24 protein-coding genes are annotated in these 26,755 nt (G+C 42.4%); 10 read left to right on the top strand and 14 right to left on the bottom strand.

What is annotated here, in order from left to right; translation table 11 throughout:
- The first annotated feature begins 7 nt into the window (after window positions 1-7).
- From QWZ01_RS19920 to QWZ01_RS19910, 3 genes are all read left to right on the top strand, one after another.
- Window positions 8-2,338, top strand: a complete 2,331-nt coding sequence (locus tag QWZ01_RS19920; protein ID WP_290326395.1) for an FdhF/YdeP family oxidoreductase — start codon at window positions 8-10, stop codon at window positions 2,336-2,338.
- Window positions 2,339-2,433: 95 nt separating this feature from the next.
- Window positions 2,434-3,294, top strand: coding sequence for a helix-turn-helix domain-containing protein (locus QWZ01_RS19915; RefSeq protein ID WP_290326393.1), 861 nt, complete (start codon window positions 2,434-2,436; stop codon window positions 3,292-3,294).
- 96 nt (window positions 3,295-3,390) lie between these two features.
- Window positions 3,391-4,188 (top strand): alpha/beta hydrolase, encoded by a 798-nt coding sequence (locus tag QWZ01_RS19910; RefSeq protein ID WP_290326391.1) that lies wholly within the window; start codon window positions 3,391-3,393, stop codon window positions 4,186-4,188.
- Between the two features lie 60 nt (window positions 4,189-4,248).
- On the opposite strand, the gene QWZ01_RS19905 is transcribed toward QWZ01_RS19910, so the two are convergent.
- Window positions 4,249-5,259 (bottom strand): dipeptide epimerase, encoded by a 1,011-nt coding sequence (locus QWZ01_RS19905; RefSeq protein ID WP_290326389.1) that lies wholly within the window; start codon window positions 5,257-5,259, stop codon window positions 4,249-4,251.
- 156 nt (window positions 5,260-5,415) lie between these two features.
- On the opposite strand from QWZ01_RS19905, the gene QWZ01_RS19900 reads away from it, so the two are divergent.
- Window positions 5,416-6,405: a hypothetical protein gene (locus tag QWZ01_RS19900; protein WP_290326388.1), complete on the top strand. Its 990-nt coding sequence runs from the start codon at window positions 5,416-5,418 to the stop codon at window positions 6,403-6,405.
- Here QWZ01_RS19900 and QWZ01_RS19895 read toward each other — a convergent pair.
- From QWZ01_RS19895 to QWZ01_RS19880, 4 genes are all read right to left on the bottom strand, one after another.
- Window positions 6,374-7,003: a rhomboid family intramembrane serine protease gene (locus tag QWZ01_RS19895; protein ID WP_290326386.1), complete on the bottom strand. Its 630-nt coding sequence runs from the start codon at window positions 7,001-7,003 to the stop codon at window positions 6,374-6,376. The two genes, QWZ01_RS19900 and QWZ01_RS19895, sit on opposite strands and share 32 nt — an antisense overlap.
- Window positions 7,004-8,749, bottom strand: a complete 1,746-nt coding sequence (locus QWZ01_RS19890; RefSeq protein WP_290326384.1) for a M14 family zinc carboxypeptidase — start codon at window positions 8,747-8,749, stop codon at window positions 7,004-7,006.
- A 64-nt stretch (window positions 8,750-8,813) separates the two neighbouring features.
- Entirely contained in the window at window positions 8,814-9,179 is a 366-nt protein-coding gene (locus QWZ01_RS19885) for an MmcQ/YjbR family DNA-binding protein (protein WP_290326382.1), read from the bottom strand.
- A complete protein-coding gene (locus QWZ01_RS19880) occupies window positions 9,176-9,922 on the bottom strand; it encodes a hypothetical protein (RefSeq protein ID WP_290326380.1) in 747 nt (248 codons plus the stop codon). The genes QWZ01_RS19885 and QWZ01_RS19880 overlap by 4 nt, the downstream gene beginning before the upstream one ends.
- A 76-nt stretch (window positions 9,923-9,998) precedes the next feature.
- On the opposite strand from QWZ01_RS19880, the gene pepT reads away from it, so the two are divergent.
- Together pepT and QWZ01_RS19870 are read left to right on the top strand one after the other, a co-directional pair.
- Window positions 9,999-11,249, top strand: coding sequence for a peptidase T (gene pepT / locus QWZ01_RS19875; RefSeq protein WP_290326377.1), 1,251 nt, complete (start codon window positions 9,999-10,001; stop codon window positions 11,247-11,249).
- 18 nt (window positions 11,250-11,267) lie between these two features.
- Entirely contained in the window at window positions 11,268-11,762 is a 495-nt protein-coding gene (locus QWZ01_RS19870; protein WP_290326375.1) for a GNAT family N-acetyltransferase, read from the top strand.
- Here the strand turns inward: QWZ01_RS19870 and pnuC are convergent.
- The 3 genes from pnuC to QWZ01_RS19855 all read right to left on the bottom strand — a co-directional run bounded on the left by pnuC (window position 11,757) and on the right by QWZ01_RS19855 (window position 14,828).
- Window positions 11,757-12,371, bottom strand: coding sequence for a nicotinamide riboside transporter PnuC (pnuC, locus tag QWZ01_RS19865; protein ID WP_290326374.1), 615 nt, complete (start codon window positions 12,369-12,371; stop codon window positions 11,757-11,759). The genes QWZ01_RS19870 and pnuC overlap by 6 nt on opposite strands.
- Before the next feature lie 72 nt (window positions 12,372-12,443).
- A complete protein-coding gene (locus tag QWZ01_RS19860) occupies window positions 12,444-14,498 on the bottom strand; it encodes a M13 family metallopeptidase (protein WP_290326373.1) in 2,055 nt (684 codons plus the stop codon).
- A gap of 87 nt (window positions 14,499-14,585) precedes the next feature.
- Window positions 14,586-14,828 carry a helix-turn-helix domain-containing protein gene (locus QWZ01_RS19855; protein WP_290326371.1) on the bottom strand — a complete coding sequence of 81 codons (243 nt, stop codon included), beginning with the start codon at window positions 14,826-14,828 and terminating at the stop codon, window positions 14,586-14,588.
- A gap of 401 nt (window positions 14,829-15,229) precedes the next feature.
- Between QWZ01_RS19855 and QWZ01_RS19850 the strand changes: the two genes are divergently transcribed.
- Together QWZ01_RS19850 and QWZ01_RS19845 are read left to right on the top strand one after the other, a co-directional pair.
- On the top strand, window positions 15,230-16,369 hold the full coding sequence (locus QWZ01_RS19850; protein ID WP_290326370.1) for an acyl-CoA dehydrogenase: 1,140 nt from the start codon (window positions 15,230-15,232) through the stop codon (window positions 16,367-16,369).
- A gap of 57 nt (window positions 16,370-16,426) precedes the next feature.
- On the top strand, window positions 16,427-17,671 hold the full coding sequence (locus tag QWZ01_RS19845) for a peroxiredoxin family protein (protein ID WP_290326368.1): 1,245 nt from the start codon (window positions 16,427-16,429) through the stop codon (window positions 17,669-17,671).
- 139 nt (window positions 17,672-17,810) lie between these two features.
- Here the strand turns inward: QWZ01_RS19845 and QWZ01_RS19840 are convergent, their stop codons facing one another.
- From QWZ01_RS19840 to QWZ01_RS19820, 5 genes are all read right to left on the bottom strand, one after another.
- Window positions 17,811-18,533: an ABC transporter ATP-binding protein gene (locus tag QWZ01_RS19840; RefSeq protein WP_290326366.1), complete on the bottom strand. Its 723-nt coding sequence runs from the start codon at window positions 18,531-18,533 to the stop codon at window positions 17,811-17,813.
- 1 nt (window position 18,534) lies between these two features.
- Window positions 18,535-20,007 carry a DUF5687 family protein gene (locus QWZ01_RS19835; RefSeq protein ID WP_290326364.1) on the bottom strand — a complete coding sequence of 491 codons (1,473 nt, stop codon included), beginning with the start codon at window positions 20,005-20,007 and terminating at the stop codon, window positions 18,535-18,537.
- A 96-nt stretch (window positions 20,008-20,103) separates the two neighbouring features.
- Complete coding sequence (locus QWZ01_RS19830) at window positions 20,104-21,384, bottom strand: replication-associated recombination protein A (RefSeq protein WP_290327824.1); 1,281 nt, start codon at window positions 21,382-21,384, stop codon at window positions 20,104-20,106.
- Window positions 21,385-21,480: 96 nt separating this feature from the next.
- Window positions 21,481-21,783 (bottom strand): type II toxin-antitoxin system RelE/ParE family toxin, encoded by a 303-nt coding sequence (locus tag QWZ01_RS19825; protein ID WP_290326362.1) that lies wholly within the window; start codon window positions 21,781-21,783, stop codon window positions 21,481-21,483.
- On the bottom strand, window positions 21,768-22,001 hold the full coding sequence (locus tag QWZ01_RS19820; protein WP_290326360.1) for a hypothetical protein: 234 nt from the start codon (window positions 21,999-22,001) through the stop codon (window positions 21,768-21,770). The genes QWZ01_RS19825 and QWZ01_RS19820 overlap by 16 nt, the downstream gene beginning before the upstream one ends.
- Before the next feature lie 64 nt (window positions 22,002-22,065).
- Between QWZ01_RS19820 and QWZ01_RS19815 the strand changes: the two genes are divergently transcribed.
- Window positions 22,066-22,701: a DNA-3-methyladenine glycosylase family protein gene (locus QWZ01_RS19815; protein ID WP_290326358.1), complete on the top strand. Its 636-nt coding sequence runs from the start codon at window positions 22,066-22,068 to the stop codon at window positions 22,699-22,701.
- A 125-nt stretch (window positions 22,702-22,826) separates the two neighbouring features.
- Here QWZ01_RS19815 and cphA read toward each other — a convergent pair whose 3' ends face one another.
- Complete coding sequence (gene cphA / locus QWZ01_RS19810; protein ID WP_290326356.1) at window positions 22,827-25,454, bottom strand: cyanophycin synthetase; 2,628 nt, start codon at window positions 25,452-25,454, stop codon at window positions 22,827-22,829.
- Between the two features lie 260 nt (window positions 25,455-25,714).
- Here cphA and QWZ01_RS19805 point away from each other — a divergent pair, with 260 nt between their 5' ends.
- Window positions 25,715-26,635: a cyanophycinase gene (locus tag QWZ01_RS19805; RefSeq protein ID WP_290326354.1), complete on the top strand. Its 921-nt coding sequence runs from the start codon at window positions 25,715-25,717 to the stop codon at window positions 26,633-26,635.
- The last annotated feature ends 120 nt before the right edge of the window (window positions 26,636-26,755 follow it).

Here is a 26,755-nt window from a genome sequence, read left to right as displayed (position 1 = left end):
TACCGCGATGGATGAAAATAATGTACCATCAGCCGAAAACCCTGAAAAGCTGCTGCATTTAAAAGCGACAGGGCCAAAAAAAATTGCCGCGGGCATTCCTGCGGTTATGGCAGCCTTGAGTGATATTATGGAGGAGGGTGTTCCCATAAGAGGAACTGGTGCTCTATTTGTAATGAACCAAAAGGGTGGGTTTGATTGTTCAAGTTGTGCCTGGCCCGATCCGGACGACGAACGGTCGCCGGTGGGTGAGTATTGTGAAAACGGAGCCAAAGCTCTTGCTGAAGAAGCCACTACCAAAAAGGTAACGGCTGAGTTTTTTTCGCAGAACTCGGTTGTTGATCTGGCTAAATTAACCGATTTTGAAATCGGCAGAAAAGGCCGTTTGGCCGAACCCATGTACCTGCCAAAGGGCGCTACACATTACCAACCTATCAGCTGGGATAATGCCTTCAAGAAAATAGCAGAACATTTAAACTCCTTAGAATCGCCTCATGAGGCGATATTTTATACATCGGGCCGAACCAGTAACGAAACTTCATTCCTGTATCAGTTGTTTGCCAAAGAGTTTGGTACCAATAACATGCCCGATTGCTCAAACATGTGCCATGAAACTTCGGGTACCGCATTGTCCTCAACCATTGGTATAGGTAAGGGAACGGTAACGTTGAATGATTTTTATGATACCGATGTGATCATAATCATAGGCCATAACCCGGGTACCAATGCTCCCCGTATGATGAGCGCGCTGGAAAAGGGTAAAAAGAACGGGGCTAAAATTATTGCCATAAACCCGCTGCCCGAAGCTGGTTTAATGGGTTTTAAAAACCCGCAGGAGATAAGTGGTGTGCTGGGGAGTGGCGTTCAACTTGCCGACCTGTATCTGCCCGTAAAAATAAACGGCGATATGGCCTTGCTTAAGGCTATTGAAATGCTGCTGCACGAGGCCGAGCAAAAAATGCCCGGTAAGGTGTTTGACCAGCAGTTTATAGCTGATAAAACCGTTGGCTACGAAGAGTTTATTGATCACCTTAAAGGGCACAGCCTCGAGAGTTTGGCAGCTGATGCCGGTGTGTCTGTTGAACTTTTACGTGAAGCTGCTGACATGCTTACCCTTAAACACAGAATCATAGTTTGCTGGGGAATGGGCCTTACCCAACAACCCAACGGGGTTGATATGCTGAAGGAAATAGTGAATTTGGTGTTGCTTAAAGGAAGTATAGGTAAACAAGGTGCTGGTTTATGCCCGGTAAGGGGGCATAGTAATGTGCAGGGTAACCGTACCATGCTCATTAATGAAAAACCTACCCAAAAACAGCTCGACCGGTTAAAAGAAGTTTTTGGATTTGAACCTCCCCGCGAACATGGTTACGATGTTGTAAACGCCATAAGGGCAATGCATGCCGGAAAAGCAAAGGTGTTTTTTGCCATGGGAGGTAACTTTATTTCGGCCACGCCTGATACTTTATTTACCGCCGAGGCCCTGCGAAGGCAGCGGCTTACGGTTCATGTATCTACTAAATTGAACCGCAGTCACTTAGTGCATGGGCAGGAGGCGCTGATTTTGCCAACACTATCAAGAAGTGACAAGGATATGGTGAACGGCGAGGCTCAGTTTATTAGCACCGAAAACTCGATGGGCGTTGTGCAATCGTCAAAAGGAATCCTGCAGCCGGTGTCAAAACAGCTGATCAACGAAACTCATATTGTTTGCAGAATGGCTATGGCTACACTGGGCAGCCGGTCTGTGGTTGACTGGGAGCGTTATGCCAATAACTATGATGATATACGCGATGTTATTGAGCAGTGTATTCCCGGCTTTGGTAACTATAATGCACGCGTGCGCCAAAAAGGCGGTTTTTACTTACCCAACGCGGCCCGCGACGGCAATTTTATTACCGATGAGTTTATTGATCGCGCGCCATTTACCATGAATAAGATACCTGTAAATGTTTTGGCCGAAGATGAATATTTGATGGCAACTACCCGTACGCATGATCAATTTAATACTACCATTTACGGTTTAGAGGATAGATACCGGGGAATTAAAAACGAGCGGCGTGTGGTATTCATGAATCAGAAAGACATGGACAAAGCCGGATACGCAAGCGGCGAAAAGGTTGACCTGTTTAATTATAATGATGGTATTGAGCGGATAGCGAGGCTATTTGTAGTAGTTCCTTACCCTGTTCCTGAACGCAACACGGTAACTTATTTCCCCGAAACCAATGTGTTAATATCGGTAAATAATGTGGTTGGCGAGAGTAACATGCCTGCCGCAAAATATGTTAAAATAAAGATCAGGAAGCACATAGAGGCAGCAGCAGCCGTTATCCGGTAAATTAATGGCTCAAAAGTTATAGAAAAGTAAAACTAAGAGCCTGTTTTTGCTATGCTTACAGCATGCGGTGATTTTGTAATATCTTTATCATCGTAATGAAACTATCGGTATCAGACCAAAACACGGGCGGTGATCTGCTGCTGCTTAATAACGAAACGCATTTTGATCGCTTGTTTTATACCCGCGATTACGATTATAAATACTTTACCATAGCCTGGAACCGCGGTGAAATGCAAACGGTAACTATTGATGGTACGCCGTATGACCTGATGCCACATACCATACTGCCATTGATGTATAACCAGTCGTTTTATTTTGAACGACCGGCTGATATTGTGGCCTGGCAGTTTAACCGCGAGTTTTATTGCATTGTTGATCATGACGCTGAAGTTAGTTGTGTGGGGTTTTTATTCGGGATGAATGATCATATTTTCATTGACCTGGACGAAGAAACACGCAGGAGGCTGCAAATACTACTGGACATATTTATTGAGGAGCTGAAAACCAACGACGATATTCAGAATGATATGCTGATCATGTTACTGAAGCGCCTCATCACCATGGTAACCAAATTGGCCCGGGCAGGTAAATTTCCAGATGTAAAACTGAACGACGATAGATTTCATATTCTTAGGAAATTCAACTTGCTGGTCGAAATGAATTTTCATACGCAGCACAGCGTAAGCTATTATGCCGGGCGGTTAAATAAATCGCCAAAAACGCTGTCAAATCTTTTTGCCTTATATAATTATAAAACACCTATCCAGATTATTCAGGAAAGGATACTGATAGAAGCGAAACGTTTATTGTTTTATACCGATAAATCGGCCAAGCAAATTACCTACGAACTCGGGTTTGATGATGCAGCCTATTTTAGCAACTTTTTTAAAAAACATACCTCTTTTTCGCCAACCGAGTTCAGGAATAATAAAGGAGTAGCCGTGTTAGGGAAATAATTACAAGCGGTCGGGAAGTATACCCATTCCGCAGAATTGAAAGTTGCTGCACCTTTGTAATGTTAATTCACACATCAAAATTTAACATATACAAACATGAAAACTCAATCACTAAAAAACAGGTTAAAAGCAGGCTTAGCTGCTTCAGCAATTATTTTATCAACTATTATTGGCTCAACAGTAAAAGTTGAGGCTCAGGCACCGGTAAAAAATATAGTATTGGTACATGGCGCCTTTGCCGATGGTTCTGGCTTTAAAGGATTATATGATATACTAACCAAAAAAGGCTATAATGTATCTGTGGTACAAAACCCTTTAACATCACTTAAAGACGACGTTGATGCCGCTAACCGCACCATTGATAAACAAGATGGCCCGGTAATTTTAGTTGGCCACTCATGGGGCGGTACCGTAATTACTGAAGCTGGTAATAATCCAAAAGTTGTAGCCCTGGTTTACGTAGCTGCCTTTGCACCCGATAATGGCGAAACAACCTTGAAACTGGTACAATCATTACCTGCTGCACCGGAAAATGGGATTTTGCCTCCGGATGATAAAGGTTTTGTTTATTTCAGTAAAGAAAAATTCCACGCCGGTTTTGCCGCCGACCTGAGCAAAGAAGAAGCTGACTTTATGTATGCCTCACAAGGCCCAATAGCTGCACAAGGTTTCGTAGCTCCAATAACACAAGCAGCCTGGAAAACTAAACCAAGCTATGCTGTAGTAGCCACCGAAGATAAAGCCATTAACCCTGATATTGAACGTAACATGTACAAACGGGCCGGCTCAAAAGTAACCGAGATAAAATCAAGCCACGTAGTATTCATATCACACCCTGATGCCGTTGCCAAAGTAATCATCGAAGCAGCAACCAAAGCAGGTGAAACAAAATAATTTTAGGTAAATAGTTTGTTAAAAAGGCCGCACATCGTAAGATGTGCGACCTTTTTTGTATTACACCCTCACCCCAAGCCCCGCATCATTGTTCAAAATATACTTGCCATCGGCAAAATCGGGCATTTGATAGGGGTTGTTGCTTACCAGAAAGGGGCCGTCGAGGTCAACCCAGTCGCATTGGGGGGCAAGGGCCAGGCCCGCGAGGGCGGCGCAGCTGGTTTCAGTCATGCAGCCTATCATGATCTTTAAGTCGAGCTCACGAGCACGTTTGATCATACGGGTGGCTTCATATATGCCTGCCGATTTCATCAGTTTAATATTAATGCCTGTATAAACGCCCTTAGCCTTATCCACATCCTCAAAACGCTGTACAGATTCATCGCCAATAATAGGGATGGGGCTGCGTTCGGTAAGCCAGGCATTGCTGTCAGGATCGGTTTTAAGCATGGGTTGCTCAATCAGTTGTACGCCTTGTTCCTGCAGCCAGTAGGTCATGTCAAGGCTCTGTTGCAGGTCTGTCCAACCCTGGTTAGCATCTACATAAAGCGGTACATCGGTAACTGAGCGTATGGTGCTGATGAGTTCCTTATCAGTATCGCGGCCAAGCTTAACTTTTATAACTTTAAAACCTTCGGCCTCCTTTACTTTTTTAATGATCATTTCAGGCGTATCAATGCCAATGGTAAAGCTGGTCACAGGCATGAGGGCAGGGGTGCTGCCCAGTAGTTGCCAGCAGGGCTGTTGTTTTATTTTGCCATCCAGATCATGCAGGGCAATATCAATAGCAGCTTTGATAGCCGGGTTTCCCGGGGCAATACTATCAAGATAGCTGATCACCGCGCCAAAATCAATCGGGTAGCTGAATTGGTTAATATCAACCTTGCTCAAAAAATCGGCAGCGGTTTGGTGGCTCTCGCCCATGTAGGGCACCATGGAAGCCTCACCATAACCGGTTACGCCTTCATGCTTAATTTGCACCAGCATGATAGGGGTAGAAGTGCGCGAAAATTTGGCAATAGTAAAAGCGTGCTTTAATTGCAGTTCAAAAGGTTGATATGTGAGTTCCATGTTAAAGCCAAAGCTAAAGTTTCAGTTGTGCAAATATGCAGATTTCAGCTATGCTGATGATATCAAAAATTTTGTAAATACAGCTTTAAGTAAAAAAACGGCATATCCGCACATCCACATATTTGCACATCTGTATTCCTGCTTATCTTTGCCGGCATGTCGGCACAAATTTATTCACCGTTCGAGCGTTTTAATTTCAGCAACAGTAAATGCTTCCTTACCGGTCAGGCTTTAAATTCTGAAGAAGAAAAGATACAGGTTTTTCCTCAATGGCTCATGAGCCGTTACCACCTGGAAGACCAGCCCTTTAAATTGCTCGACGAGAGTATGGCCACTTACAAAGACCTGAAAATACCTTGTGCAGCCGCGGTAAATGAACAGTTTCTGGAACCACTGGAAACTGAAATAGCTGCCGCCTTTGATACCGGATATGAGGCTGTAAAAGAATTGGATGAGAAGAAGCTTTTTCAATGGGCAGGTAAACTGCTTTATGGCATTATATTTAACGAGATACAATCAGGCATAAAATTGCAGCATTCACAGGGCGAGGAGTTCAATATGTCGCAGGCTATTATCCATAAATTCAGCCACCTGCATTTGATGCTGCAAAGCTTAAACCTGCCTATCGAGTTTGATGGGTTTAAACCCTTTAGTTTGGTTTTGTTTAAGGTTGATAATGCCGATGATATTTTTGGCTACCGCGATGAGATCAATACGCTTACTTTTTCGTTAAGAATAAAAGATTTCGGACTGATTATTTGCCTGCAGGATAATGGCGCCAATGCCAGCTACCATAAAGAAGTGCTTGATAAAATTAAAGGCCAAAAGCTGCACCCCATACAGTTTGAGGAGCTCAACGCCCGCTTTTTTTATTCGGCCTACCTATTTAACCGCCTGCCCGAGTTTAATATATTACCTGTTGAAGATACCATTTATCTGGAGGCTATGCCATTGCGCGGCACCAGCAGCAAACCTTTGTTTGACGATTGGGTAACTAAGGTTTACGGGCAGGTGCTTGAAAACTTCTGGAAAAACTGGGGCTTCCTCCTTTTCGAGATCATCAAGAACCCGGAAGAGCCGATGAGCTTTTTATTTAAGGCCGATGGCAGCGTTATTAGTGCAGAAGAGATTGAACTCGCTCGATAATTTGCTGCAAAAAGCCAGGTAAAATACCCGGGTGAAAAATAATGGTGATCATCAACCCGCTAAGCGCTCCATACAAGTGTGCATCATGATTGATCTGATCTCGGGAGTATTTGGAGGCGTAGCTGCAATAAACCAAATACAGTACCCCAAACAAAACGGCAGGGATAGGTATCGGGATAGGCAGGATCATCATTTGGCTTAAAGGGTTGTACAGAATAGCGCTGAAAATAACGGCACTCACCGCTCCTGATGCGCCAAGGCTGTAATAGTTGTAGTTTTCTTTATGCTTGAGTACTGATGGCATATCGCTCAATACAAGGCTTACCATATATAACACCCCAAACTGCCAGTGCCCCAAAAGAGGCTCCAGCTGAAAGGCGAAAAAATAGTACGACAGCATGTTAAAAAACAAGTGCATCCAATCGCGGTGAATAAAACCACTGGTGATTACGGTGTACACATACCGCCCGCGCGAAACACTGTAGGGGTGCAGCATCATTTTGCCAAAAAGTTCCTGGTTGGAGAATGCTATTAAGGAAGTGATAATTGTTATTACAAATATGATTGAGGCTACAGGAGCCAGTAGTAGGTATTCCATTTATTTTAAGTCAAGTTTAGTATCTGTTAACAATCTGCCAACCGGGTAGCGCATAAAAGTTTTTTCAAAATACGCCGAATTGCGGTAAACAAAAAACAGCTGCGCATCGGCGTTGCCGGCCAGTTTTGGATCTTTGCTTTTGGCATCATCCAGCTTTTTCCGTAGCTCCGGGTCTTTTTTGAGCATATCGGCGGCCATATCTTCAAAAACATAGTCGGAATAATGCTCCTTTTCGCTCAGCATCGAATCAAAAAAGTTCCAGGCAAAAAACGAATCGACCCCTTGCGGCTCCAAAGTTTCTACAATGTAGCGATTAATTGGCTGATTTGTGTATACCACATAGTCGCCGCTGTAAAACTTAACAGGCATATCAACCGGATTTAACTTAACGCCAGTGTGTGGGTAATGCCCCTCATAAGGCCTTTGTGAAGTTTTATAGTCAGCAATGTAATACATCTGAAGGGTTAACGTAGTATCATGCGTTAGTTGTTTAAGTTTCACACCGTTAAGCCTAAACAGGTCAATAACCTTTCCCCAGGCCTGCGGAATAATGTAAGCCACAGGCTTATCAGCAGTGGCGGTAACCTTATAGGTGTTCCAGTATTTGATGGTTTTGGAGTAGGGCTTGTTACGGTCGTAATATAAACGCTTTAGGCCACTTACCTCGCTGGTTTTATATTCTGCACTGTAACCTTTAAAGGTAATGGTATCTATAGCCTCCCGGTTCACCTCCCAGTTTAAGGCGAAGGTTTTTTGTTGGGCCACCTGTTCGTCGGTTTTTTGTTTAAGCTCACCAATAAGTTTAGCGTCACGCTGGTTAATATCAATCAGGTGCTGCATAAAATCGTACGTAGCATAAACTCTTTTATCAAAAGGTTTAAGCATATGTGTTTCAGTAATATAACTGATGATGTTATGCTGGGCAGTAAAGCCGGTGGCAAAACGCGGAGTTTCCAAAAAGCTAACGATTCCCGAGTCTGGTAAACCCTCTTCTCCCGCACCGTAAGGGATCATTTCGTAGCCACTTTTTTTCATATGGCTGTACAGGTAGGGGGTAAGCGTTTTTGTAGTATAGTTTGCCAGTATGGGGTTTTGTTTTTCTTTCTGGGTTTCAATCAGCGTCATTACATACTGATAGTCGGCACCGTCGCTGGTATGATTGTCTAAAAATATCTCGGGTTTCCAGGTGTTAAGGATCTGTTCAAAGGCAAGCGCGTTGCGGCTGTCGGCTTTTATAAAATCGCGGTTAAGATCAAGGTTCCGGTAATTGCCCCTGAAACCATAAGCCTCCGGGCCGTTCTGGCTTAACCGGCTCAAACCGCGGTTAAGGCTGCCATCAATATTGTATAAAGCGATCAGGCAGATCACGACATCCTTAGGCAACAGGTTTTTTTTGAGCAGGTCGCGCACCAGCATCATACTGGCATCAATGCCTTCGGGCTCGCCGGGGTGTATACCGTTGTTGATGAGCAGCACCCGTTTGTTTTGTTTTTTGATAAGTGAAGTATCAAAAACATTATCATGCGATAACACGATCAGGGTGAGCGGTTTGCCAACATCTGTCATGCCGTAGTTGAGCAGTTTCATTTGCTGCGGATACTGTTTACCCAGCTTTTGGTAATAATCAATTACCTGGGCATATGTTGCTGTATAATTTTTATCCTTATGAAGTTCAAAGGGTGTTAACTGCGCTTTTGCCTGCAAGCTGATAAAAGAAATGAATAGGGCCGATAGAAATATTTTCATGAAACGTGTTGTAGCCCAAATATAGGGTTAAGAATAAGAAGCAGGCGGCTGTGTAAGGGTATTTTTACTGTTGATCTTTTAGCTCATCAATTTCGGCCTGTAGTTTTTTAGGCAGGCCTTTAACTACCAGGTCATAGGAGTGATCTATCATATCGCAAAGTTGCTTGCGGGTTAAAGAGCCGTCCATAGCAATAGTGTTCCACATTTTTTTGTTCATATGGTAACCTGGTTGTACTTCAGGGTGACGCTCACGCAGGTCAACCGCCAATTCTGGGTCGCATTTAGCGTTAAAGCTGTTGCCCCTGTCCAAGCTGGTCAATAAAAATATTTTACCGCCAACCTTAAAAACTAAGGTCTCCTCACCAAAAGGAAAACTTTCGGCGGCTCCTGGTTTTTGCAGGCAATAATCACGTAATTCTTCTATGTTCAAAATCTAAAATTTCTTACCAATTTATTATATGATACGGTATTACCAAAATTGTACCGAAAACCAATGGTAAAATGTGCATACTGATCGGGAGCATTATTTTTAAATTTCCCTGGATTGTCATTATAGCCATCCAAACCTTCACCAAAGGTATAATTATGCTCGTAGCCAATAGTTATGGTATAACCTACCTGGTCATAATCATCATAAATTTTAAATTCATAACCCACCCTTAGCGGTATCAGGAAGTTGATACTTTTATCTTTCCCCTGAAAACCCTCGAGTGATCCGATAACGTCATTTTCAGCATATAAATTAGTACGCTGTATGTCTTTCATATTATTTGATACAGCGCCTATACCCGTACCAATATAAAAGTTTTTAAGTATGTTTAATACACCATTATCCGAGTAGTCAAACAGGTCGCCCATTTGCTGGTCACCATGTAAGATCAGGGCTTTGTATGCATTTTTGTAGATGCGCCCAAATCGATCCTTATCGCGGGTACGGCCACCGCCGGAGAGAGTACCAAACTGCAGTTCAAGCGCTATAGGGAGGTATGGGTTGTAGTTATAGGCGATATTAAGGTTAAATATCGGATGGTAATCCTGTCTTTTTGTATCGGCATAAGCCTTTCCATAGCCTACTCCGCCGCCCCAGCCCCATTCATAATAGTTATAACCGCTTTGTGCTTTTACAGCAATGGAGGCAAATGCCAGTATAAAAAACAGAATAAATTTTTTCAAAGCTAAATTTTAATCAATATTTACAAATGAAACCGGTGAGATGCCTGCATCTTACAGTTTTAATAATATTACCATTATGAATCTCAATTCATCACTAAGCTTTACCGTAACCGAGCGCTTTTTGCGTTACGTTACCATTGATACGCAATCAGACCCCTCTTCTGTTTCATTTCCATCAACAGAAAAACAAAAAGATTTGGCCATATTACTGGTTAATGAACTGCTGGCAATAGGTGTGGCTGATGCTCATATGGATGAGTATGGTTATGTATATGCCACTATACCAGCCAATAGCGATAAGCAAGTGCCTGTAATTTGCTTTTGTTCACATATGGATACGGCACCTGATTGTAGCGGAAAAAATGTTAAGCCGATTATCCACAAAAATTACCAGGGTCAGGATATTGTATTGCCGGATGACACTACACAGATAATTAAACTGGCTGATCATGCCGACCTTAAAAACCAATTAGGTAACGACGTTATAACCGCCAGCGGTACCACATTACTTGGTGCAGATAACAAGGCAGGTGTTGCCGAAATTATGGATGCCTGTTACCAGCTCATCAATCATCCAGAAATAAAACATGGTACCATCAGGATATTATTTACGCCTGATGAGGAAGTGGGCCATGGTGTTGATCATGTAGATATTGCCAAACTTGGTGCATTTGCCGGTTATACAATGGATGGTGAGAGCGCGGGTAATATGGAAAATGAAACATTTTCTGCAGATGGAGCAAGATTAACCATACAGGGCGTTAGCTCACACCCGGGCTTTGCTAAAGGCAAAATGGAAAGCGCCATCAAAATTGCCGGTGAAATAATAGCCGCGCTCCCTGATGAATTATCTCCTGAGCATACTGAAGGAATGGAAGGCTTTATACATCCGGTAGGTATAGAGGGCCATGTAGAAACGGCCACTATTGATTTTATTCTTAGAGATTTTGACGAACAAAAGTTAAGTGGCCATGCCAATGTGATTCGTAAAACAGCTGATGATGTGTTAAAAAAATATCCGGCATCAACCTATACACTGGCCATAAGTGAGCAATACCGCAACATGAAAAACGTATTGGATAAGCACCCACAAATTGTTGACTACGCTATGGAAGCCATTAACCGTACCGGTTTAACTGCCAAACTTTGCAGTATAAGGGGCGGTACCGATGGCTCAAGGCTATCATTTATGGGATTGCCATGTCCTAATATTTTCGCGGGCGAACATGCGTTTCATAGTAAACAGGAATGGGTATCTGTACAGGATATGCAAAAGGCTGTTGAAACAATATTGCACCTGTGTATGATATGGGAAGAAAGAAGCTAACCTGCCTGAAATAATAATATGTACACGATAACCAAAGCAACCGTAAACGACGTTGAAACCATAAGGCAAATAGCTGATAAAACCTGGTGGGTTACTTACGGGCCTATATTAGAGGCTGAACAAATATCATTTATGCTGAATGAAATTTATTCGGCTGATAAATTATATAAACAGATCGAAAACAACCTGCAAACTTACTTGCTGTTGCTTGAAGATAATGAACCGGTTGCCTTCGCCGGATACTCTCCGCGTGATGAAGATGCCGACATTTACAAACTACATAAGCTTTACTGCCTGCCTGCTACACAAGGTAAAGGATATGGTAAAATACTGATAAACGAGGTTGCGCAAAAAACCTTAGATGCGGGTAAGAATGTATTGGAACTAAATGTGAACCGCTTTAACAATGCCAAATCCTTTTATGAAAAAATGGGCTTTGCAGTAGCTTATGAAGAGGACATTGCTATTGGCCCTTACTGGATGAATGATTATGTAATGCGTAAGCAACTATAATTGGGTTTTAGTTAACTGCTTACGGTATTCTTTGCGCCAGTCGAGGTAACCCAGTAGGGCCATAGCTACATATATGGCGTACATGATAGCAGTTAAGTGCAAATCTTTAATGGCATACACCCCCACGTAAATAACATCTACAAATATCCAGATGAGCCAGTTTTGTAAAACCTTGCGGGCTAAAAGATACTGTGCCACCAGGCTGCATGCTGTACAAAAACTATCGAGGTAAGGGAACGAAGCCGTTGTGTATTTAAGTACAGAGCCTAATATAAAGGTGAATAATATTATGGCAATTGCCGCTGTACCGATCTCTCGTTTGGTGATCAGTATAACAGGTGTTTTTTGTTCATGGGCGGATTTGTGGCTCCAGTGGTACCAGCCATAAATGTTCATGGCCATAAAATAAAACTGCAGCCCCATATCGGCATACAGGTGAGCTTCAAAAAAAATGAAAATATAAATACCTACGCTGATGATGGCAAAAGGCCAGTTCCAGATGTTGTTAACAGCAGCTAAATAAACACAAAGCAGGCCGGTAATAACGGCAATGATCTCCGGCCAGGTTTGATGGCTCCACCATTCCTGAAGGAAGTGAATGATATGCATTGTTTAAATATACAACACTTGGCAGTTTTTTAAAACCGTGCAAGTGTTGTATGCCTGAAACCCAGCTGAGATTTACCAGATTTTGACCCGCTTATCGGGGGCGAGCCACATTTTATCGCCTTTTTTGATATGGAACGCTTCGTAAAACTCAGGTACATCGGTAAATGGCCCGTTTACCCGCATAAAGCCGGGTGAGTGTGGATTAGTCAATATCTGGCTCGATAATGATTCCTGCCTGTCTTGCCCCAGCCAGCCCAGCGCGTAACCCAAAAAATAACGTTGTACAGGAGTTAAACCATTAATGGTTTTTCCTTCTTTATACTGATCTGTTTTTTTAAATGCATCCAGCCCAATAACAATACCGCCCAAGTCGGCAATGTTTTCGCCCTGGGTGGCCTTACCGTTTATATGCAGTCCGTAAATGCTGTAACCATTAAACTGGTTAATAAGCATTTGGGCACGTTGCGTAAACTTAACAGAGTCCTGTGGCAGCCACCAGGTTTTCAAATTTCCTTTAGCATCAAACTGGCGGCCTTCGTCATCAAAACCGTGAGTCATTTCATGGCCAATGGTTGATGCTGCTGCATAGCCATATATCACCGCATCATCAATATCCTCATCCGTAGCTCCCGGAATGGTAAATATGCCCGCAGGAAGCACAATTTCATTGTTTGATGGGTTATAATAGGCATTATATGTTTGCGGTGTCATTCCCCATTCAGTACGGTCAACTGGTTTGCCTAATTTGGCTGAATGGTATTTATGCCACCAGTTGTTGGCTCGCATTACATTCAAGGCATAGGGGCCGCGATTAATTTCAAGGGTCGAAAAATCCTTCCACTTATCCGGATAGCCAACCTTTGGCATTACCTTACTCAGTTTATAATAAGCCTTTTCTTTGGTGGCCGGGCTCATCCAGTCGAGCTTTTCAATGTGTTCTTTAAAGGTAGCGCGCATAGTTTCTACCAGGTTTACATAGCGGGTTTTTGTTTTTTCGGGAAAGTATTCCTTTACAAATATTTGCCCTAATACTTCGCCCATTAAGCCGTTTTCGGCATCAAGAACCCGTTTCCATCGTGGTAATTGTTCTTTGCTACCATCAAGTACCATGTCGTAAAACCGGAAGTTTTCCTGATCGAAGGGTTTGCTTAAATAAGGACTAAATGCCGTCACCAGGTTTTTAAGTAAGTAGTTTTTCCAATCGGCAATACTATATGCGGTTAGTGCTTTGTTTAAGGCGCGGTAATATTCGGGTTGGCCAACAATAACGGTGTCAACGTTTTTATAGTCCATTTTTTCAAATGCCGACGCCCAGTTTACAATCGGAACCAGCTTGTTCAGGTTAGCGACCGGCATTTTATTATAGTTTTTATAAGGATCGCGAAGGTCCTCAAGCTTGCGGCTGCTATCGGCCAAAAACTTCTCCATATCATACACCTTTTTGGCTGTTGCAGCTGCTGCCTCAGGTTGTAAGCCTGCGAGTTTAAAAACAGTGGGGAGATGCTTTTGCTGATAATCGGTACGCACATTTACACTGTGTTCATCCGTATTAAAATAATAATCCCGATCAGGCAGCCCTATGCCCGATTGATCTAACTGCAGTATTATCTTTTCACTGTTCTTACTATCCTGGCCGGGGCTTGCACCTAGTGGCGTTTTTACACCGATGTTTCTAAAATGGGCAAAGGCATCAATCAGGCCGTTAATATCTTTTATCTGATCAATTTTAGTTAGCTCATCTTTCAGCGGCGACAGGCCTTGCTTTTCAATGGCTACGGTATCCATACCGCTGTAGTAAAAATCACCTATCTTTTGAGTGTTGCTTCCTTTTGAGGCGTTAGCGGTTAGTGCATCCTCATTTATTTTTTTCATGCGGTTGCGCAACTCCTCTTCAACCACATTGCCAATTCCCCAGGAGGCATAAGCCGGAGGGATAGGGTTTTTCTTAAGCCATGCACCATTGGCATATTTAAAAAAATCATCACCCGGTTTTATAGTGGTATCCATGTTTTTAAACACGGGGTCGTTATCGGCATATGCATTATTATTATGGCTTTCGCAGCCGGCGCATAATAAAAAAAACGCGGAGCTAATGATCAGTACTGCCGAATTGGTTTTAGTGGTCATAAAATTTTTTAAGTGTATGTTAAAAAATACAGCACATGTATGGAATAATAGAATTTGAAATAGCGATTTTGTAAAAAAAATACTTGTTTAATAAATGCCTTGAAAAAAACCGGCCATTGAAACATCAAAATAGTAACAAACTTTCCTTAAGGTATCTAACCTGATGTCAATCTTCCCTGACTCTAAACGGGCAATATTAATGTTTGTTTCACTGTAAAACCTTTCCTGAGTTACCTGGTTTTGCCTTCTCAGGTTTTTGATCTGCAAGGCTACTTTTTTCTTAAAAGCATCATCTGAGTTGTTAAGGTATTCAAAATCAGTAAGTAGCATAATCGATAACGGCTTGTAAATAATAAAGTTCAAATAACCACCTTAAAATAAGCAGTAATATTTATTTAAAGTTCAGTAAAATATTGATAATAAATAGATGTTAAAACAAATATTAAAAGTTGTTTATTTTTTGAAATATTAAAAATTATGGCAGCAAAATTGTTTACTTCAATTCGCCCTGCAAAATATCTGTGAAGGAAAAATATAAATCACCTACCTGTGAAAAACTTTTTTTTGAATTCTCAGACGCCCAAGTTGAGATTTTTTGTTCTTTGTTTTGGGTTTAATCAATAGTTTAAATTAATTAGGGGAAAGGGAGCTTTGAAAAAGGCTCTCTTTTTTTATTTAAGAATTTTGCTATGCGTGCATAGTAATTTGTATATTTATTTTTTTTAAATATTATGCATTTTGAATTTACAGAAGAACAGTTAATGATACGCCAGGCGGCGCGTGATTTTGCACAAACAGAATTAAAACCCGGTGTAATTGAACGCGACGAGCATCAGAAGTTTCCGGCCGAACAGGTGAAAAAATTAGGCGAGCTTGGTTTTTTAGGAATGATGGTTTCGCCCCAGTATGGCGGTAGTGGTATGGATGCTATATCCTATGTACTGGTTATGGAAGAGCTTTCAAAAATTGACGCCTCAGTATCTGTTGTGGTTTCTGTAAATAATTCATTGGTTTGCTATGGACTGGAAAAGTATGGCACCGAAGAGCAGAAGCAAAAATATTTAGTGCCTTTGGCTAAAGGTGAAAAGATAGGGGCTTTTTGCCTGTCTGAACCTGAAGCCGGTTCAGATGCCACCTCGCAGCGCACCACCGCTATTGATATGGGCGACCATTACCTGCTCAACGGTACCAAAAACTGGATCACCAATGGTAATTCTGCCTCTACATACCTGGTTATGGCGCAAACCGATGCGACAAAGAAACACCATGGCATTAACGCGCTTATTGTTGAGAAAGGAATGGAGGGCTTTACCATAGGGCCTAAAGAAAATAAAATGGGCATACGTGGTTCCGATACTCATTCATTAATGTTCACTGATGTTAAAGTACCCAAAGAGAACCGGATAGGTGAGGAAGGCTTCGGGTTTAAGTTTGCCATGAGTACTTTAGAAGGCGGACGCATAGGCATAGCCGCCCAGGCTTTGGGCATAGCCTCAGGAGCTTATGAACTGGCCGCAAAGTATGCTAAAGAACGTAAAGCCTTTGGTAAAACCATTGCCGATTTGCAGGCCATTCAGTTTAAACTGGCCGATATGGCAACCGAAATTGAAGCCGCCCGGTTATTATGCCTTAAGGCGGCTTGGTTAAAAGATCATGGCAAATCGTACACGCAGGCAGGTTCAATGGCTAAACTTTTTGCCTCAGAAGTAGCCATGCGAACCACTGTTGAGGCTGTGCAGATACACGGAGGTTATGGTTTTGTTAAAGAATACCATGTAGAACGACTGATGCGCGATGCTAAAATTACACAGATATATGAGGGCACATCTGAAATTCAGCGAATTGTAATTTCACGTGAAATTTTGAAATAGTTGAGTTGTTTTTATACTTTTGACAAAGTATATCAACTTAGTAGACTATTTTTCAAAATGAAATATAAATTCATCATAAGTACCTTATCATTCGCTTTAGTTATAACAAGTGCCTTAGCGCAAACCAAACTTAAAACGGGTGTTTGGCGGGGTGCGCTTAAAACACAATCAGGCACCGAGATCCCATTTAATTTTGATGTAAAGGACATTGCAGGCGGCAAGCAGGAACTGTATGTTATTAACAGCGCCGAAAGGCTTAAAGTAACGGATGTTACAACCAAAGGCGATTCGGTTTTTATACATATGCCTTTATTTGACTCGGAATTTAAGCTGAAGCTGGAAGGTGAAGACCTAAAAGGACAGTGGGTACGCCACCTGGGCGAACGCGATGCCACTGTAGAGTTCTCGGCACAGCCAAATACCACCTGGCGGTTTTTAAAAGTTCCTGAAAAGCCCTTATATAATGTTGATGGCAGGTGGTCGGCCGTTATTGGTAAAGGCGAGCGAGCCGACACCACGGTTGGCGAATTTAAACAGAACGGTACAAAGCTTACCGGTACATTTTTAACCACCACCGGCGATTACCGTTACCTTGAAGGTTCTGTATCGGGCGATAAGTTATACCTTTCATGCTTTGACGGGGGCCATGCTTACACCTTTACTGCGACCATAAAAGATGCCCAAACCTTAACAGACGGCAAATTTTACGCAAGCACATCAGTACAGGACTGGGCAGCCGTTAAAGATGCCAATGCAAAACTGCCCGATGCATATTCACTTTCGGCCCTTAAACCAGGCTATAAAAAAATAGATTTTTCTTTTAAGGATATTAACGGCAAAGAAGTGTCATTAAATGATGCACGTTATAAAAACAAAGTAGTTATCGTACAGATATTAGGCTCTTGGTGCCCTAACTGTATGGATGAAACTGCTTATATGGTTAACTATTATAAAAAATTTCAACCCAAAGGTGTAGAGGTAATTGGTTTGGCCTATGAGCGTACCAATGATTTTGAAAAATCGAAAAAGGCTTTGCTGCAAGTAAAAAACAGGTTTAATGTACAATACCCATTATTAGTAACGGGCTATACCAGCAACAAAACCGAGACAGCCAAAAGCCTGCCTATGCTTACCAAGGTAGTAGGTTTTCCTACTACCATCATTATTGATAAAAATGGGGATGTACGTAAAATACACACCGGTTTCAGCGGCCCGGGTACCGGCGAACATTACACCGAATTTATCAGCGAGTTTGAAAAATTAACCGCCGATCTGCTGGCAGAGAGAAGCCCGGCACGTTAGCCCCCGGCGCCTAAATGGGAGCTTTTGAATTAACTATTGTAACACAAAGCCCGGCTTCAAAGAAGCCGGGCTTTGTGCTTTTATAAAATCATCTGTACATCTGAAATCTGCATATCTGCCCATCAAAAAAGCTCCGCCTTCAGTGGGTAGGAGGGCTAACGGTTTGCCCAACTCCAAAATAATCTTCCAGCTCGCTTAGCGTTGATGAACTGGTGGCGATGTCTTTAATAATAACACCTTTTTCCATCAGCAAAATACGGTCACATACATCGGTAATGTGATTAAGGTCATGGCTGGATACTATGGTGGTAATGCCTTTGTTTTTGTTGGCATCCTTCAGCATGTTTTTTAACCTGAATTGTGTGCTGGGATCGATATTGGCAAATGGTTCATCAAGCATCAGCAACTGCGGGTTCTGTATAAGGCACGAAGCCACACCAACCTTACATTGATTCCCTTTGGATAGGTCGCGGATATATTTGCCCCGGTTCAGGATCTCCTCATTGAAAAAATCAGCTAATTGGGCTAGTGTTTCATCAACCTGGGCCTTGCTTTGTTGGTGCAGGCCACCAATAAAATACAGATACTCTTCGGGGGTAAGGTATTCTATTAAAAAGCCTTCATCAAGGTACGATGCCGTGTAAGTTTTCCAGTTTTCATGGCCGGCTACAACTTCGCCGTTTGATCGTATTTCACCACTGTCTGGTCGTATGAGATCAAGTACCATCCTGAACAGCGTGGTTTTACCTGCGCCGTTGTTGCCAATAAGGCCAATGCTCTCGCCTTTACGTATCTCCAAATGAGGTACATTTACAACGGTAACACCATTATAAACCTTTTTAATATCTTTTACTGCTATCATATTATTTATTTCTAAAGCCTTCGGCTATCTGGTATCGTTTGGTGTAATAATCTGCCTCAAGCTGCTTGATCCAAAAATTGCGGGTTAGTATAAATAGTAACGCTATAATGGCCATCAACCCCAACCCTACATTGGGTTGTTTAAAAAGCGTAAAGGGCGTGTATATAGCATACGGAATTAAAATAAGTGGAAATGTTAGTAGTAATTGAGTTGCGCCAACCCCTTCCCAATTAAATGATGCTCCTTTTGACAGATCAATACGTTTAAAATTACGATTAGCGAAAAATAGAACAATGGTAGTATTTACACCGATGTTCCATAAATACATTACAAAATGTACCCAAAGCACTTGCCATCCAAAATAAACATACGGGATAGTTAATATAAATGCTGCTGTTGCCATCAGGTTAAATAACAGGTATTTGGCTTTGATAAAATCAGTGAAGCTGATATTACTCACCAGTAACCCGTCAAAATGAGAGGCTTGCCATCCAAACATAAATTGACCGTAAGTAACAATAAAGCTCCCGCTCATATACATACCGGCAAAAATATACCAGCTTTTACCTAGTGTGGGGTTAGTGTAAAACATAAGCCCATAAAACATAAAAAACAAGCTCATGATCAAAGAGGACCGGGAACGTTTGTTGCGTAAAATAAGCTTAATTTCATTTGTTGCTAAATTACCAGCAAGGCCAAAGCGCCACAGAAACGGAATAGTAGCATTAATCTTATTATTTTTTTCTTTATGGGCTGTTAGGTTTTCAAGATAAAAATTTTGCTTAAGATATAAATAGTTTAAATAGTATACAGTAGCCGCAAATAGCAAAGGCAATACAGCTAATAAAGGCTTAGTTAGTAGCCTGCCAAAAAAAGCATAAGAAATATCACTAACAGAATATAAATGCCACCTAAAATCGCAGATAATAATTATTAATAAAATAGTCATTACTATTAAAAGTATCCAGCCATTCATATTTGATTTTCTTTTAATGTATAGGGCCAGATAATTGTTAAAAATGGTAAGCCCAATAATGGCAGTAATGAACACCAACACTGGTACAGTACCCCAAATAGAGATAACCTTAAAAATAAATGGCAAAAACAGAACAAAGGGCCAAAGGTTAAACATAGATAAAACCGAACTCAGGGCCAGATAACGTGCTAATAAATTCCTGCTGATTGGCAAATGGAGGTAGGGTTGTACACGAAGGGTAGGTAATTCCTGTAACTGTAAGCGCATCAGCAGATCAAACAGGTAATACAGAAGGATTACCCCACAGAATATTGTTACCTGATCGGCATCCGGAAATTTGGCTTCTAATAGCACGTCTAAAAAAAGGCCAAGTGCAAGTACATATAAAAACAGAATAAGCAGGAAAATAGCCATTACCACCTTAATGGCAACACTTTTACCTGTGTTTTTTGATCGCCAAAAAGCTTTTAACTCGTGCCTGAAAAAGGTAGATATCATAATAACACTAATTACACGAAATTTTCCGAATTACACGAATAGCTATTCGTTTTCACATTTTGATTCTTGACTCTAATGTCTTGATTCCTTGCGATACTAATAGTTATACCTATCGCCCCATAGCTTTCTAAGCTTTTCTTTTGATTCATTTTCGCGGGCATTGTTTCCGGGCTGGTAAATTTTAGCTCCTTTAATAGCATCGGGTAAAAAATCAAGATCGGTAAAATTGCCCTCGTAGCTATGGGCATATTTATAATCTTTACCGTAGCCAATATTTTTCATGAATTTGGTTGGCGCATTGCGCAGATGCAGCGGAACTGGCAAATCGCCGGTTTGGCGTACCAGCGCAATAGCGGCACCAATGGCCGTGGTAGCCGAATTACTTTTAGCCGATGTAGCCAGGTAAATTGCGGTTTGCGATAATATCAGCTGCGACTCGGGCATTCCGATTTTGTTAACAGCCTCAAAACAACTTTGTGCCAGTAAAAGCGCATTAGGGTTGGCGTTGCCAATATCTTCAGATGCCAGGATAAGCATGCGGCGTGCAATGAACAGCGGGTCCTCACCACCCACGATCATACGGGCCAGCCAGTACACAGCCCCGTTAGGGTCAGAGCCCCGCATTGATTTAATAAAGGCCGAAATAATATCGTAATGTTGCTCGCCGGTTTTATCATACAGAGCCATGTTTTGTTGCACATGTTCCAGCACCACTTCGTTGGTTAAAACTATTTCGGATGAGTCAAAAGCATTTATCAGCAATTCAAATATATTGAGCAGCTTACGTGCATCGCCACCAGATAGGCGCAGCAGGGCTTCATGATCTTTAATGTTGATCTTTTTATTCTGCAGTACCACATCTTCTTTCATGGCCTTATCAAGCAGGTTTAGCAGGTCTTCCTCGGCTAAAGGTTGCAGAATATATACCTGGCAACGCGATAGCAAAGCCGAGATCACCTCGAAGGATGGATTTTCTGTAGTAGCACCAATCAACGTAACTATACCCCGCTCCACAGCGCCCAGCAAAGAATCCTGCTGTGATTTGGAAAAACGGTGGATCTCATCAATAAACAATATCGGCAAGGTTTCTCCTTGTTCTTTGAGTAGTGATGCCTTTTCAATTACTTCCCGCACATCTTTTACCCCGGAGTTAATAGCGCTCAACGCGAAAAACGGCCTGTACAAGGATTGAGATATGATGTAGGCCAGTGTAGTTTTGCCCACACCAGGCGGCCCCCAAAACAGCATAGAAGGAAGTACACCCGACTCAATAGCCTTGCGCAATACAGCACCCGGGCCTACCAGGTGTTTCTGCCCCACATAATCGTCCAGCGATTTTGGACGCATACGTTCGGCTAAGGGAGGCAAGTTATTCATATTCATAAAGGTAAAATTCAGAAAACTAAATGCTAAATCCTAAAAAAATTAGTAATTTGTCTTGGTAATAATACTTTTATTAACACAAAAATGCATTTAATAGTTCTGACGCTTTGGGTTTTGCCTGTTATCAATAAATGCTATCAGTTCGATTTTTTTGCTCCGGGGTTTTATTCGATATACCAAGGAAACCTGTTTAATAATTACACCAATGTGGGTATGTTTTAATTTGGCAGATTTACGAAACATTAGTGGTTGTGTTTTTAATGTTTCCAGATATTCATTTACCCGAGTAGTGAAATTAAATATCTCCTTCTCGCTCCAGTGTTCCTCCAGATAAGTTATTCTTTTGCTGAATGTTTCAACAGCTTTTGGTGTCCAGACTATTTCAAGCCCCATTTTCCGAATAGTTTAACTACATCGGCATGGGCAACCGTTTCACCACGATCAGCCTGAGCTAATCCTTCCAGAACGTCTTTTTGTTGTACCTCATTTAGTTCATCAAACCAATCGGTTTTTCTGTTCAATAAAAATGCTTTTACATCCATAATTAATCCTTCGTCGTTGGTATTCATTATGGTTTGTAACAGATCCAGTTTTTCCGCCTGTATGTTCATGTTATTGAATTTAATGCTAAAATAATTATTATTTTGCCAAAATCATAGAGTCAACAACAACCCAATGCTCAAACAGTTTAACCACGATAACTATCATGCTATCTGCGATGAATTGGCATCGGCAGATGCTGATCTGGCTAATATCATCAATGCTCACGGCTACCCGCCGCTATGGTCAAGGCCAAACACGTTTGAAACGCTGGTTCATATTATTTTAGAGCAGCAGGTTTCGCTGGCATCGGCGCTATCCGCATTGAATAAACTCAGGAAATACATACAGGAAATTACCCCGGCAAGAGTATTGCTGCTTACCGACGAAGAATTTAAAGCCTGCTATTTCAGCCGACAAAAAACTACTTACACCAAATATCTGGCCGAGGCTATCATCAGTGGGCAGATCAACTTACAGGAGCTTGAACAATTGCCAGATGATGTGATCCGTACAAAGCTAACCGCTCTCAAAGGTATCGGCAACTGGACGGCTGATGTTTACCTGATGTTTGTACTGCAACATGCCGATATTTTCCCGGCGGGTGATCTGGCAGCAGTAAACGCATTAAAAAGAGTGAAAGGCTTACCTAAAGAAGCAACACGGGAAGAGGTGATAGTGGTAGCCGAACAATGGGCACCATATCGTACGGTGGCCAGTATGTTGTTGTGGCATTACTACCTTTCAGCTCCAGCCCCCCCGGCCTCCTAAGGGGGGAGTTCTTTGATGTGCAGATATGCAAATAATCTTATTAAAAGCACAAAGCCCGGTTCTTTTCAGAGCCGGGCTTAAAATATGCCAATAAAAAAAAACTCCCCCTTTAGGGGGCTGGGAGGCTAAACGTTAAACAAGCCGTTTCGTTCCTGCTCCTGGTAGTTTTGTACGGTTTCAATGGCGTTGTCAATTACATCGCTCAATGCCGTAATAAAAGTGCCTGGTTTAGCCAGGCTCATGGCATGTTTAATGGCATCAACCTCTTTTGGGATTACCTCTACACCTTTGTCCGGGTCAACCGAGTAAATACCTTCTTTCAGCAGGCTGATAATGTTTTCGGCGGTACGGCCGCGCAGGTGTTTTTCCTGGCGAAGGATAATATAATCGAACATCTCGGCCGAAATTTTACCCAGCTCACGGATATCGTCATCGCGCCTGTCGCCGGTGCCGGCTATTATGCCAATTTTAAGTGGCGAATCAATATGCTTTAAAAACTCCTTGATACCATTGTAGCCATCGGGATTGTGTGCAAAATCAATCATGAAACGGAAATCCCTGAACTCAAAAATGTTCATACGGCCAGGCGTTTGCGCAGCCGAAGGGATGAAGGTTTCTAACGACATTTTGATGTCCTCAGTTTTAAAGCCCCATAAAAACGCGGCCAGTGTAGCAGCCAATACGTTCTCGATCATGAAGGGCACCGTACCGCCAAAAGTTAGCGGAATGAGGATAGTGCGTTGCACGCGAATTTTCCAGTCGCCCTTTTGTATGGTGATGAAACCGTTTTCGCAGATGGCAGCAATGCCACCCTTACGACAATGCGATTTAATGATCGGGTTATTTTCATTAAGGCTGAAGTATGCGATGTTGCAATCGGCTTTGTTGCCTATGCGTACGCAGTGCTCATTATCGGCATTTAAAACACCCCAGCCATCTTTTTTAACCGAGTTAAGTACCACGCTTTTTACACGTGCCAAATCGTCAAGCGAATGAATATCAGACAATCCAAGGTGATCTTCCTGAATATTGGTAACTACACCAATATCGCAAAAGCCAAAACCCAGGCCCGAGCGTAGGATACCCCCACGGGCAGTTTCCAGAACCGCAAAATCAACCGTAGGGTCTTTCAATATAAATTCGCTGCTTACCGGGCCTGTGGTATCGCCCTTAAGCATCATGTTGTTCTGTACATAAATACCATCAGATGTGGTAAAGCCTACCCGGTGGCCATTGTTTTTTACAATATGTGCAATTAAGCGGGTGGTAGTGGTTTTACCGTTGGTACCTGTTATAGCAATGATTGGTATCCTTGCCGATTTACCTGTTGGATAAAGCATATCCAAAACATGACCGGCGACGTTACGCGGCAAGCCCTCGCTTGGAGCGATATGCATCCGGAAGCCGGGGGCAGCGTTCACTTCCAGCACCACGCCACCATTTTCGGTGAGCGGTTCGGTAAGGTTCTTGGCCATAATATCAATACCGCATATATCCAAACCAATGATCTTCGATATACGTTCGCAGATAAAAATATTTTGAGGGTGTACATGGTCGGTAACATCAACAGAAGTGCCTCCTGTGCTCAGGTTAGCGGTTGATTTTACAAAAACCTTTTCGTCTTTTGCAGGTACGGTTTCCAGCGTATAGCCTTTCTTTTCGAGCAGATCAAGTGTATCGCGGTCAATGCCGATAAGGGTGAGTACATTCTCGTGCCCGTAGCCGCGGCGCGGATCGGTATTTTCTTTATCAATAAGTTCCTGAATGGTTAGTATGCCATCACCAATAACATGGGCCGGGTCGCGCAATGCGGCCGCCACCATTTTGTTATCAATCACCAGTACACGGAAGTCGTAGCCGGTAATATATTGTTCAACAATTACCTTGTATGATATTTTGGCTGCATGTTCATAAGCAGCTACAGCATCAGCCTCTGTTTGTATATTGATAGATATGCCCCTGCCATGATTACCATTAAGCGGTTTAAATACTAATGGGAAACCTATTTTGCGTATGGCATCGGCCACGCCATCAACAGATGTAATGGTGATACCTTTGGCAACCGGGATAGCCTGCTCCTGCAGCATACGTTTGGTTTCGTCTTTATTGCTGGCAATGTCAACTGCTATGCTGCTGGTTTTTTCGGTCATGGTAGCGCGGAAACGCACCTGGTTTTTACCATAACCTAATTGTACCAGCGATTGGTTATTAAGCCTGATCCATGGGATATCGCGGGCAATGGCTTCTTCAACAATTGAACCGGTGCTTGGCCCTAAGCGGGTATTCTCACGTATCTCACGCATTTGCTGAATATCGGCCTCCAGGTCGTACTCTTCGCTATTGATCAGGGCCTGAGCAATTTTTACTGCCGATTCGGCCGCGAAAACGCCTACCTTCTCTTCCAGGTAAGCAAATACTACATTATATACACCTTTGGTTTTTGTTTCGCGGGTACGGCCAAAACCGGTATCCATACCGGCCAGTGTTTGAATTTCGAGTGCTATATGTTCAATAACATGGCCCATCCAGGTACCTGCAATTACCCGTTGAAAAAAGCCTCCTGGCACGCCGGGCGAACAGCGATGGGTATACAAGCTGGGGAGCAGTTTTTCAAGCCTTTCGTAAAATCCGTCAATCTCGTTGGTCGGCTTATGCTCCATCTCCTGCAGGTCAAGCCGCATTTGTATTAATTTTTTGCGACGGATGCTCCAAATATTTGGTCCGCGCAACACTTGTATATTCTCAATCTTCATACGTAGGTTAAATATAAACCGGCTTAATTTGTTTAAAACTATAAAAACTTAACAGTGTAAATATACCTTTTAAAGGTAAAAAGGCATTAAATGTTCACAATAGCCTGCGTTTGTGCAGGTTTTTATCTTAATTTGTAATGTAGAACTGATTAATTAGGTGCGAAAGTGAATTTGGCGAGTGACTAATATATTATCATGATATTAAATTTAGTTTAACCGCCGTAGCTTGTGCCAATTTAATCAACTAAAACTAAAAAATTATGAATGTCCCGAAAGGAAAGCTAATAATTATAGGCGGCGCGGTGGATATGGGAAGCAATGTTACCATCCAGGAGCACATAATGCAGCCCGATTATATTAAATTTTTTGAACAGGGCATTTTAAAGCGCATCATTACCGAATCGGCCAAACATGAAGGCTCGCAGATTGAGGTAATAACCACAGCATCGCAAATTCCGGAACTGGTGGGCGATGAGTACATCAAAGCCTTTGGCCAGTTAAACGTTACCAATGTAAATGTGCTGCACATTAAAAGCAGGGAAGATGCGGGGAACGAAGCTTACCTTGACAGGATCCGTAAGGCAGATGTTGTAATGTTTAGCGGCGGCGACCAGCTGAGGCTAACTGCAATTTTTGGCGGCACCGAGTTTTTGCAGATATTGAAACAACGCTATCATGAAGAGAACTTTGTAATAGCGGGTACATCGGCAGGAGCGGCTGCGGCATCAACCCATATGATCTATCGCGGGCAAAGTAACGAGGCGCTCATTAAAGGTGAGGTTCAGATCACTGCAGGCCTTGGCTTTGTTGATTCTGTAATTGTTGATACCCACTTTGTACAGCGCGGCCGTATTGGCCGATTAATGTATGCGGTAGCTACTAACCCAGGTATTTTAGGCATAGGTTTGGGTGAGGATAGCGGCCTGCTGATTAGCGAAGGAAGCATGATGGAAGCCATAGGCTCTGGTCTGATCATTCTGGTTGACGGGCGTAATATAGTAGCAACTAATATTTACGATGTTGAATTAGGCTCGCCGGTTTCCATTGATAGCCTGAAGGTGCATGTGATGTCGATATTTGATACTTATGACCTTGCGCAACACCGTTTAATCATCAAAAAAACAACCAAGGTAGAGGAAGGCGTATTTATTCACGCCCCTAATAGCAACTTGCTGCAATAATAAATCTAAACCTTTGTTTAAATAAATATGTTATCCTGATTCATGTCAGGATTCCGCGTGCGTGATCGGCAGCCTGTAAATATAGCTACACCATGCGGGGGTAAGGCATAACGGAACGCA

The organism is Mucilaginibacter aquaedulcis, from assembly GCF_030409325.1.
GTDB classification, from domain to species: Bacteria; Bacteroidota; Bacteroidia; order Sphingobacteriales; family Sphingobacteriaceae; genus Mucilaginibacter; species Mucilaginibacter aquaedulcis.
The sequence above is the reverse complement of the archived record's forward strand: the minus strand, read 5'-3'. Positions and strand labels throughout refer to the sequence as shown.

Excerpts from the sequence above, each read along its gene's own strand:
- QWZ01_RS19920 (WP_290326395.1), top strand. The coding sequence starts at position 8 with ATGGATGAAAATAATGTACCATCAGCCGAAAACCCTGAAAAGCTGCTG.
- QWZ01_RS19915 (WP_290326393.1), top strand. The coding sequence starts at position 2,434 with ATGAAACTATCGGTATCAGACCAAAACACGGGCGGTGATCTGCTGCTG.
- QWZ01_RS19910 (WP_290326391.1), top strand. The coding sequence starts at position 3,391 with ATGAAAACTCAATCACTAAAAAACAGGTTAAAAGCAGGCTTAGCTGCT.
- QWZ01_RS19905 (WP_290326389.1), bottom strand. The coding sequence starts at position 5,259 with ATGGAACTCACATATCAACCTTTTGAACTGCAATTAAAGCACGCTTTT.
- QWZ01_RS19900 (WP_290326388.1), top strand. The coding sequence starts at position 5,416 with ATGTCGGCACAAATTTATTCACCGTTCGAGCGTTTTAATTTCAGCAAC.
- QWZ01_RS19895 (WP_290326386.1), bottom strand. The coding sequence starts at position 7,003 with ATGGAATACCTACTACTGGCTCCTGTAGCCTCAATCATATTTGTAATA.
- QWZ01_RS19890 (WP_290326384.1), bottom strand. The coding sequence starts at position 8,749 with ATGAAAATATTTCTATCGGCCCTATTCATTTCTTTTATCAGCTTGCAG.
- pepT (WP_290326377.1), top strand. The coding sequence starts at position 9,999 with ATGAATCTCAATTCATCACTAAGCTTTACCGTAACCGAGCGCTTTTTG.
- QWZ01_RS19870 (WP_290326375.1), top strand. The coding sequence starts at position 11,268 with ATGTACACGATAACCAAAGCAACCGTAAACGACGTTGAAACCATAAGG.
- pnuC (WP_290326374.1), bottom strand. The coding sequence starts at position 12,371 with ATGCATATCATTCACTTCCTTCAGGAATGGTGGAGCCATCAAACCTGG.
- QWZ01_RS19860 (WP_290326373.1), bottom strand. The coding sequence starts at position 14,498 with ATGACCACTAAAACCAATTCGGCAGTACTGATCATTAGCTCCGCGTTT.
- QWZ01_RS19855 (WP_290326371.1), bottom strand. The coding sequence starts at position 14,828 with ATGCTACTTACTGATTTTGAATACCTTAACAACTCAGATGATGCTTTT.
- QWZ01_RS19850 (WP_290326370.1), top strand. The coding sequence starts at position 15,230 with ATGCATTTTGAATTTACAGAAGAACAGTTAATGATACGCCAGGCGGCG.
- QWZ01_RS19845 (WP_290326368.1), top strand. The coding sequence starts at position 16,427 with ATGAAATATAAATTCATCATAAGTACCTTATCATTCGCTTTAGTTATA.
- QWZ01_RS19840 (WP_290326366.1), bottom strand. The coding sequence starts at position 18,533 with ATGATAGCAGTAAAAGATATTAAAAAGGTTTATAATGGTGTTACCGTT.
- QWZ01_RS19835 (WP_290326364.1), bottom strand. The coding sequence starts at position 20,007 with ATGATATCTACCTTTTTCAGGCACGAGTTAAAAGCTTTTTGGCGATCA.
- QWZ01_RS19830 (WP_290327824.1), bottom strand. The coding sequence starts at position 21,384 with ATGAATAACTTGCCTCCCTTAGCCGAACGTATGCGTCCAAAATCGCTG.
- QWZ01_RS19825 (WP_290326362.1), bottom strand. The coding sequence starts at position 21,783 with ATGGGGCTTGAAATAGTCTGGACACCAAAAGCTGTTGAAACATTCAGC.
- QWZ01_RS19820 (WP_290326360.1), bottom strand. The coding sequence starts at position 22,001 with ATGAACATACAGGCGGAAAAACTGGATCTGTTACAAACCATAATGAAT.
- QWZ01_RS19815 (WP_290326358.1), top strand. The coding sequence starts at position 22,066 with ATGCTCAAACAGTTTAACCACGATAACTATCATGCTATCTGCGATGAA.
- cphA (WP_290326356.1), bottom strand. The coding sequence starts at position 25,454 with ATGAAGATTGAGAATATACAAGTGTTGCGCGGACCAAATATTTGGAGC.
- QWZ01_RS19805 (WP_290326354.1), top strand. The coding sequence starts at position 25,715 with ATGAATGTCCCGAAAGGAAAGCTAATAATTATAGGCGGCGCGGTGGAT.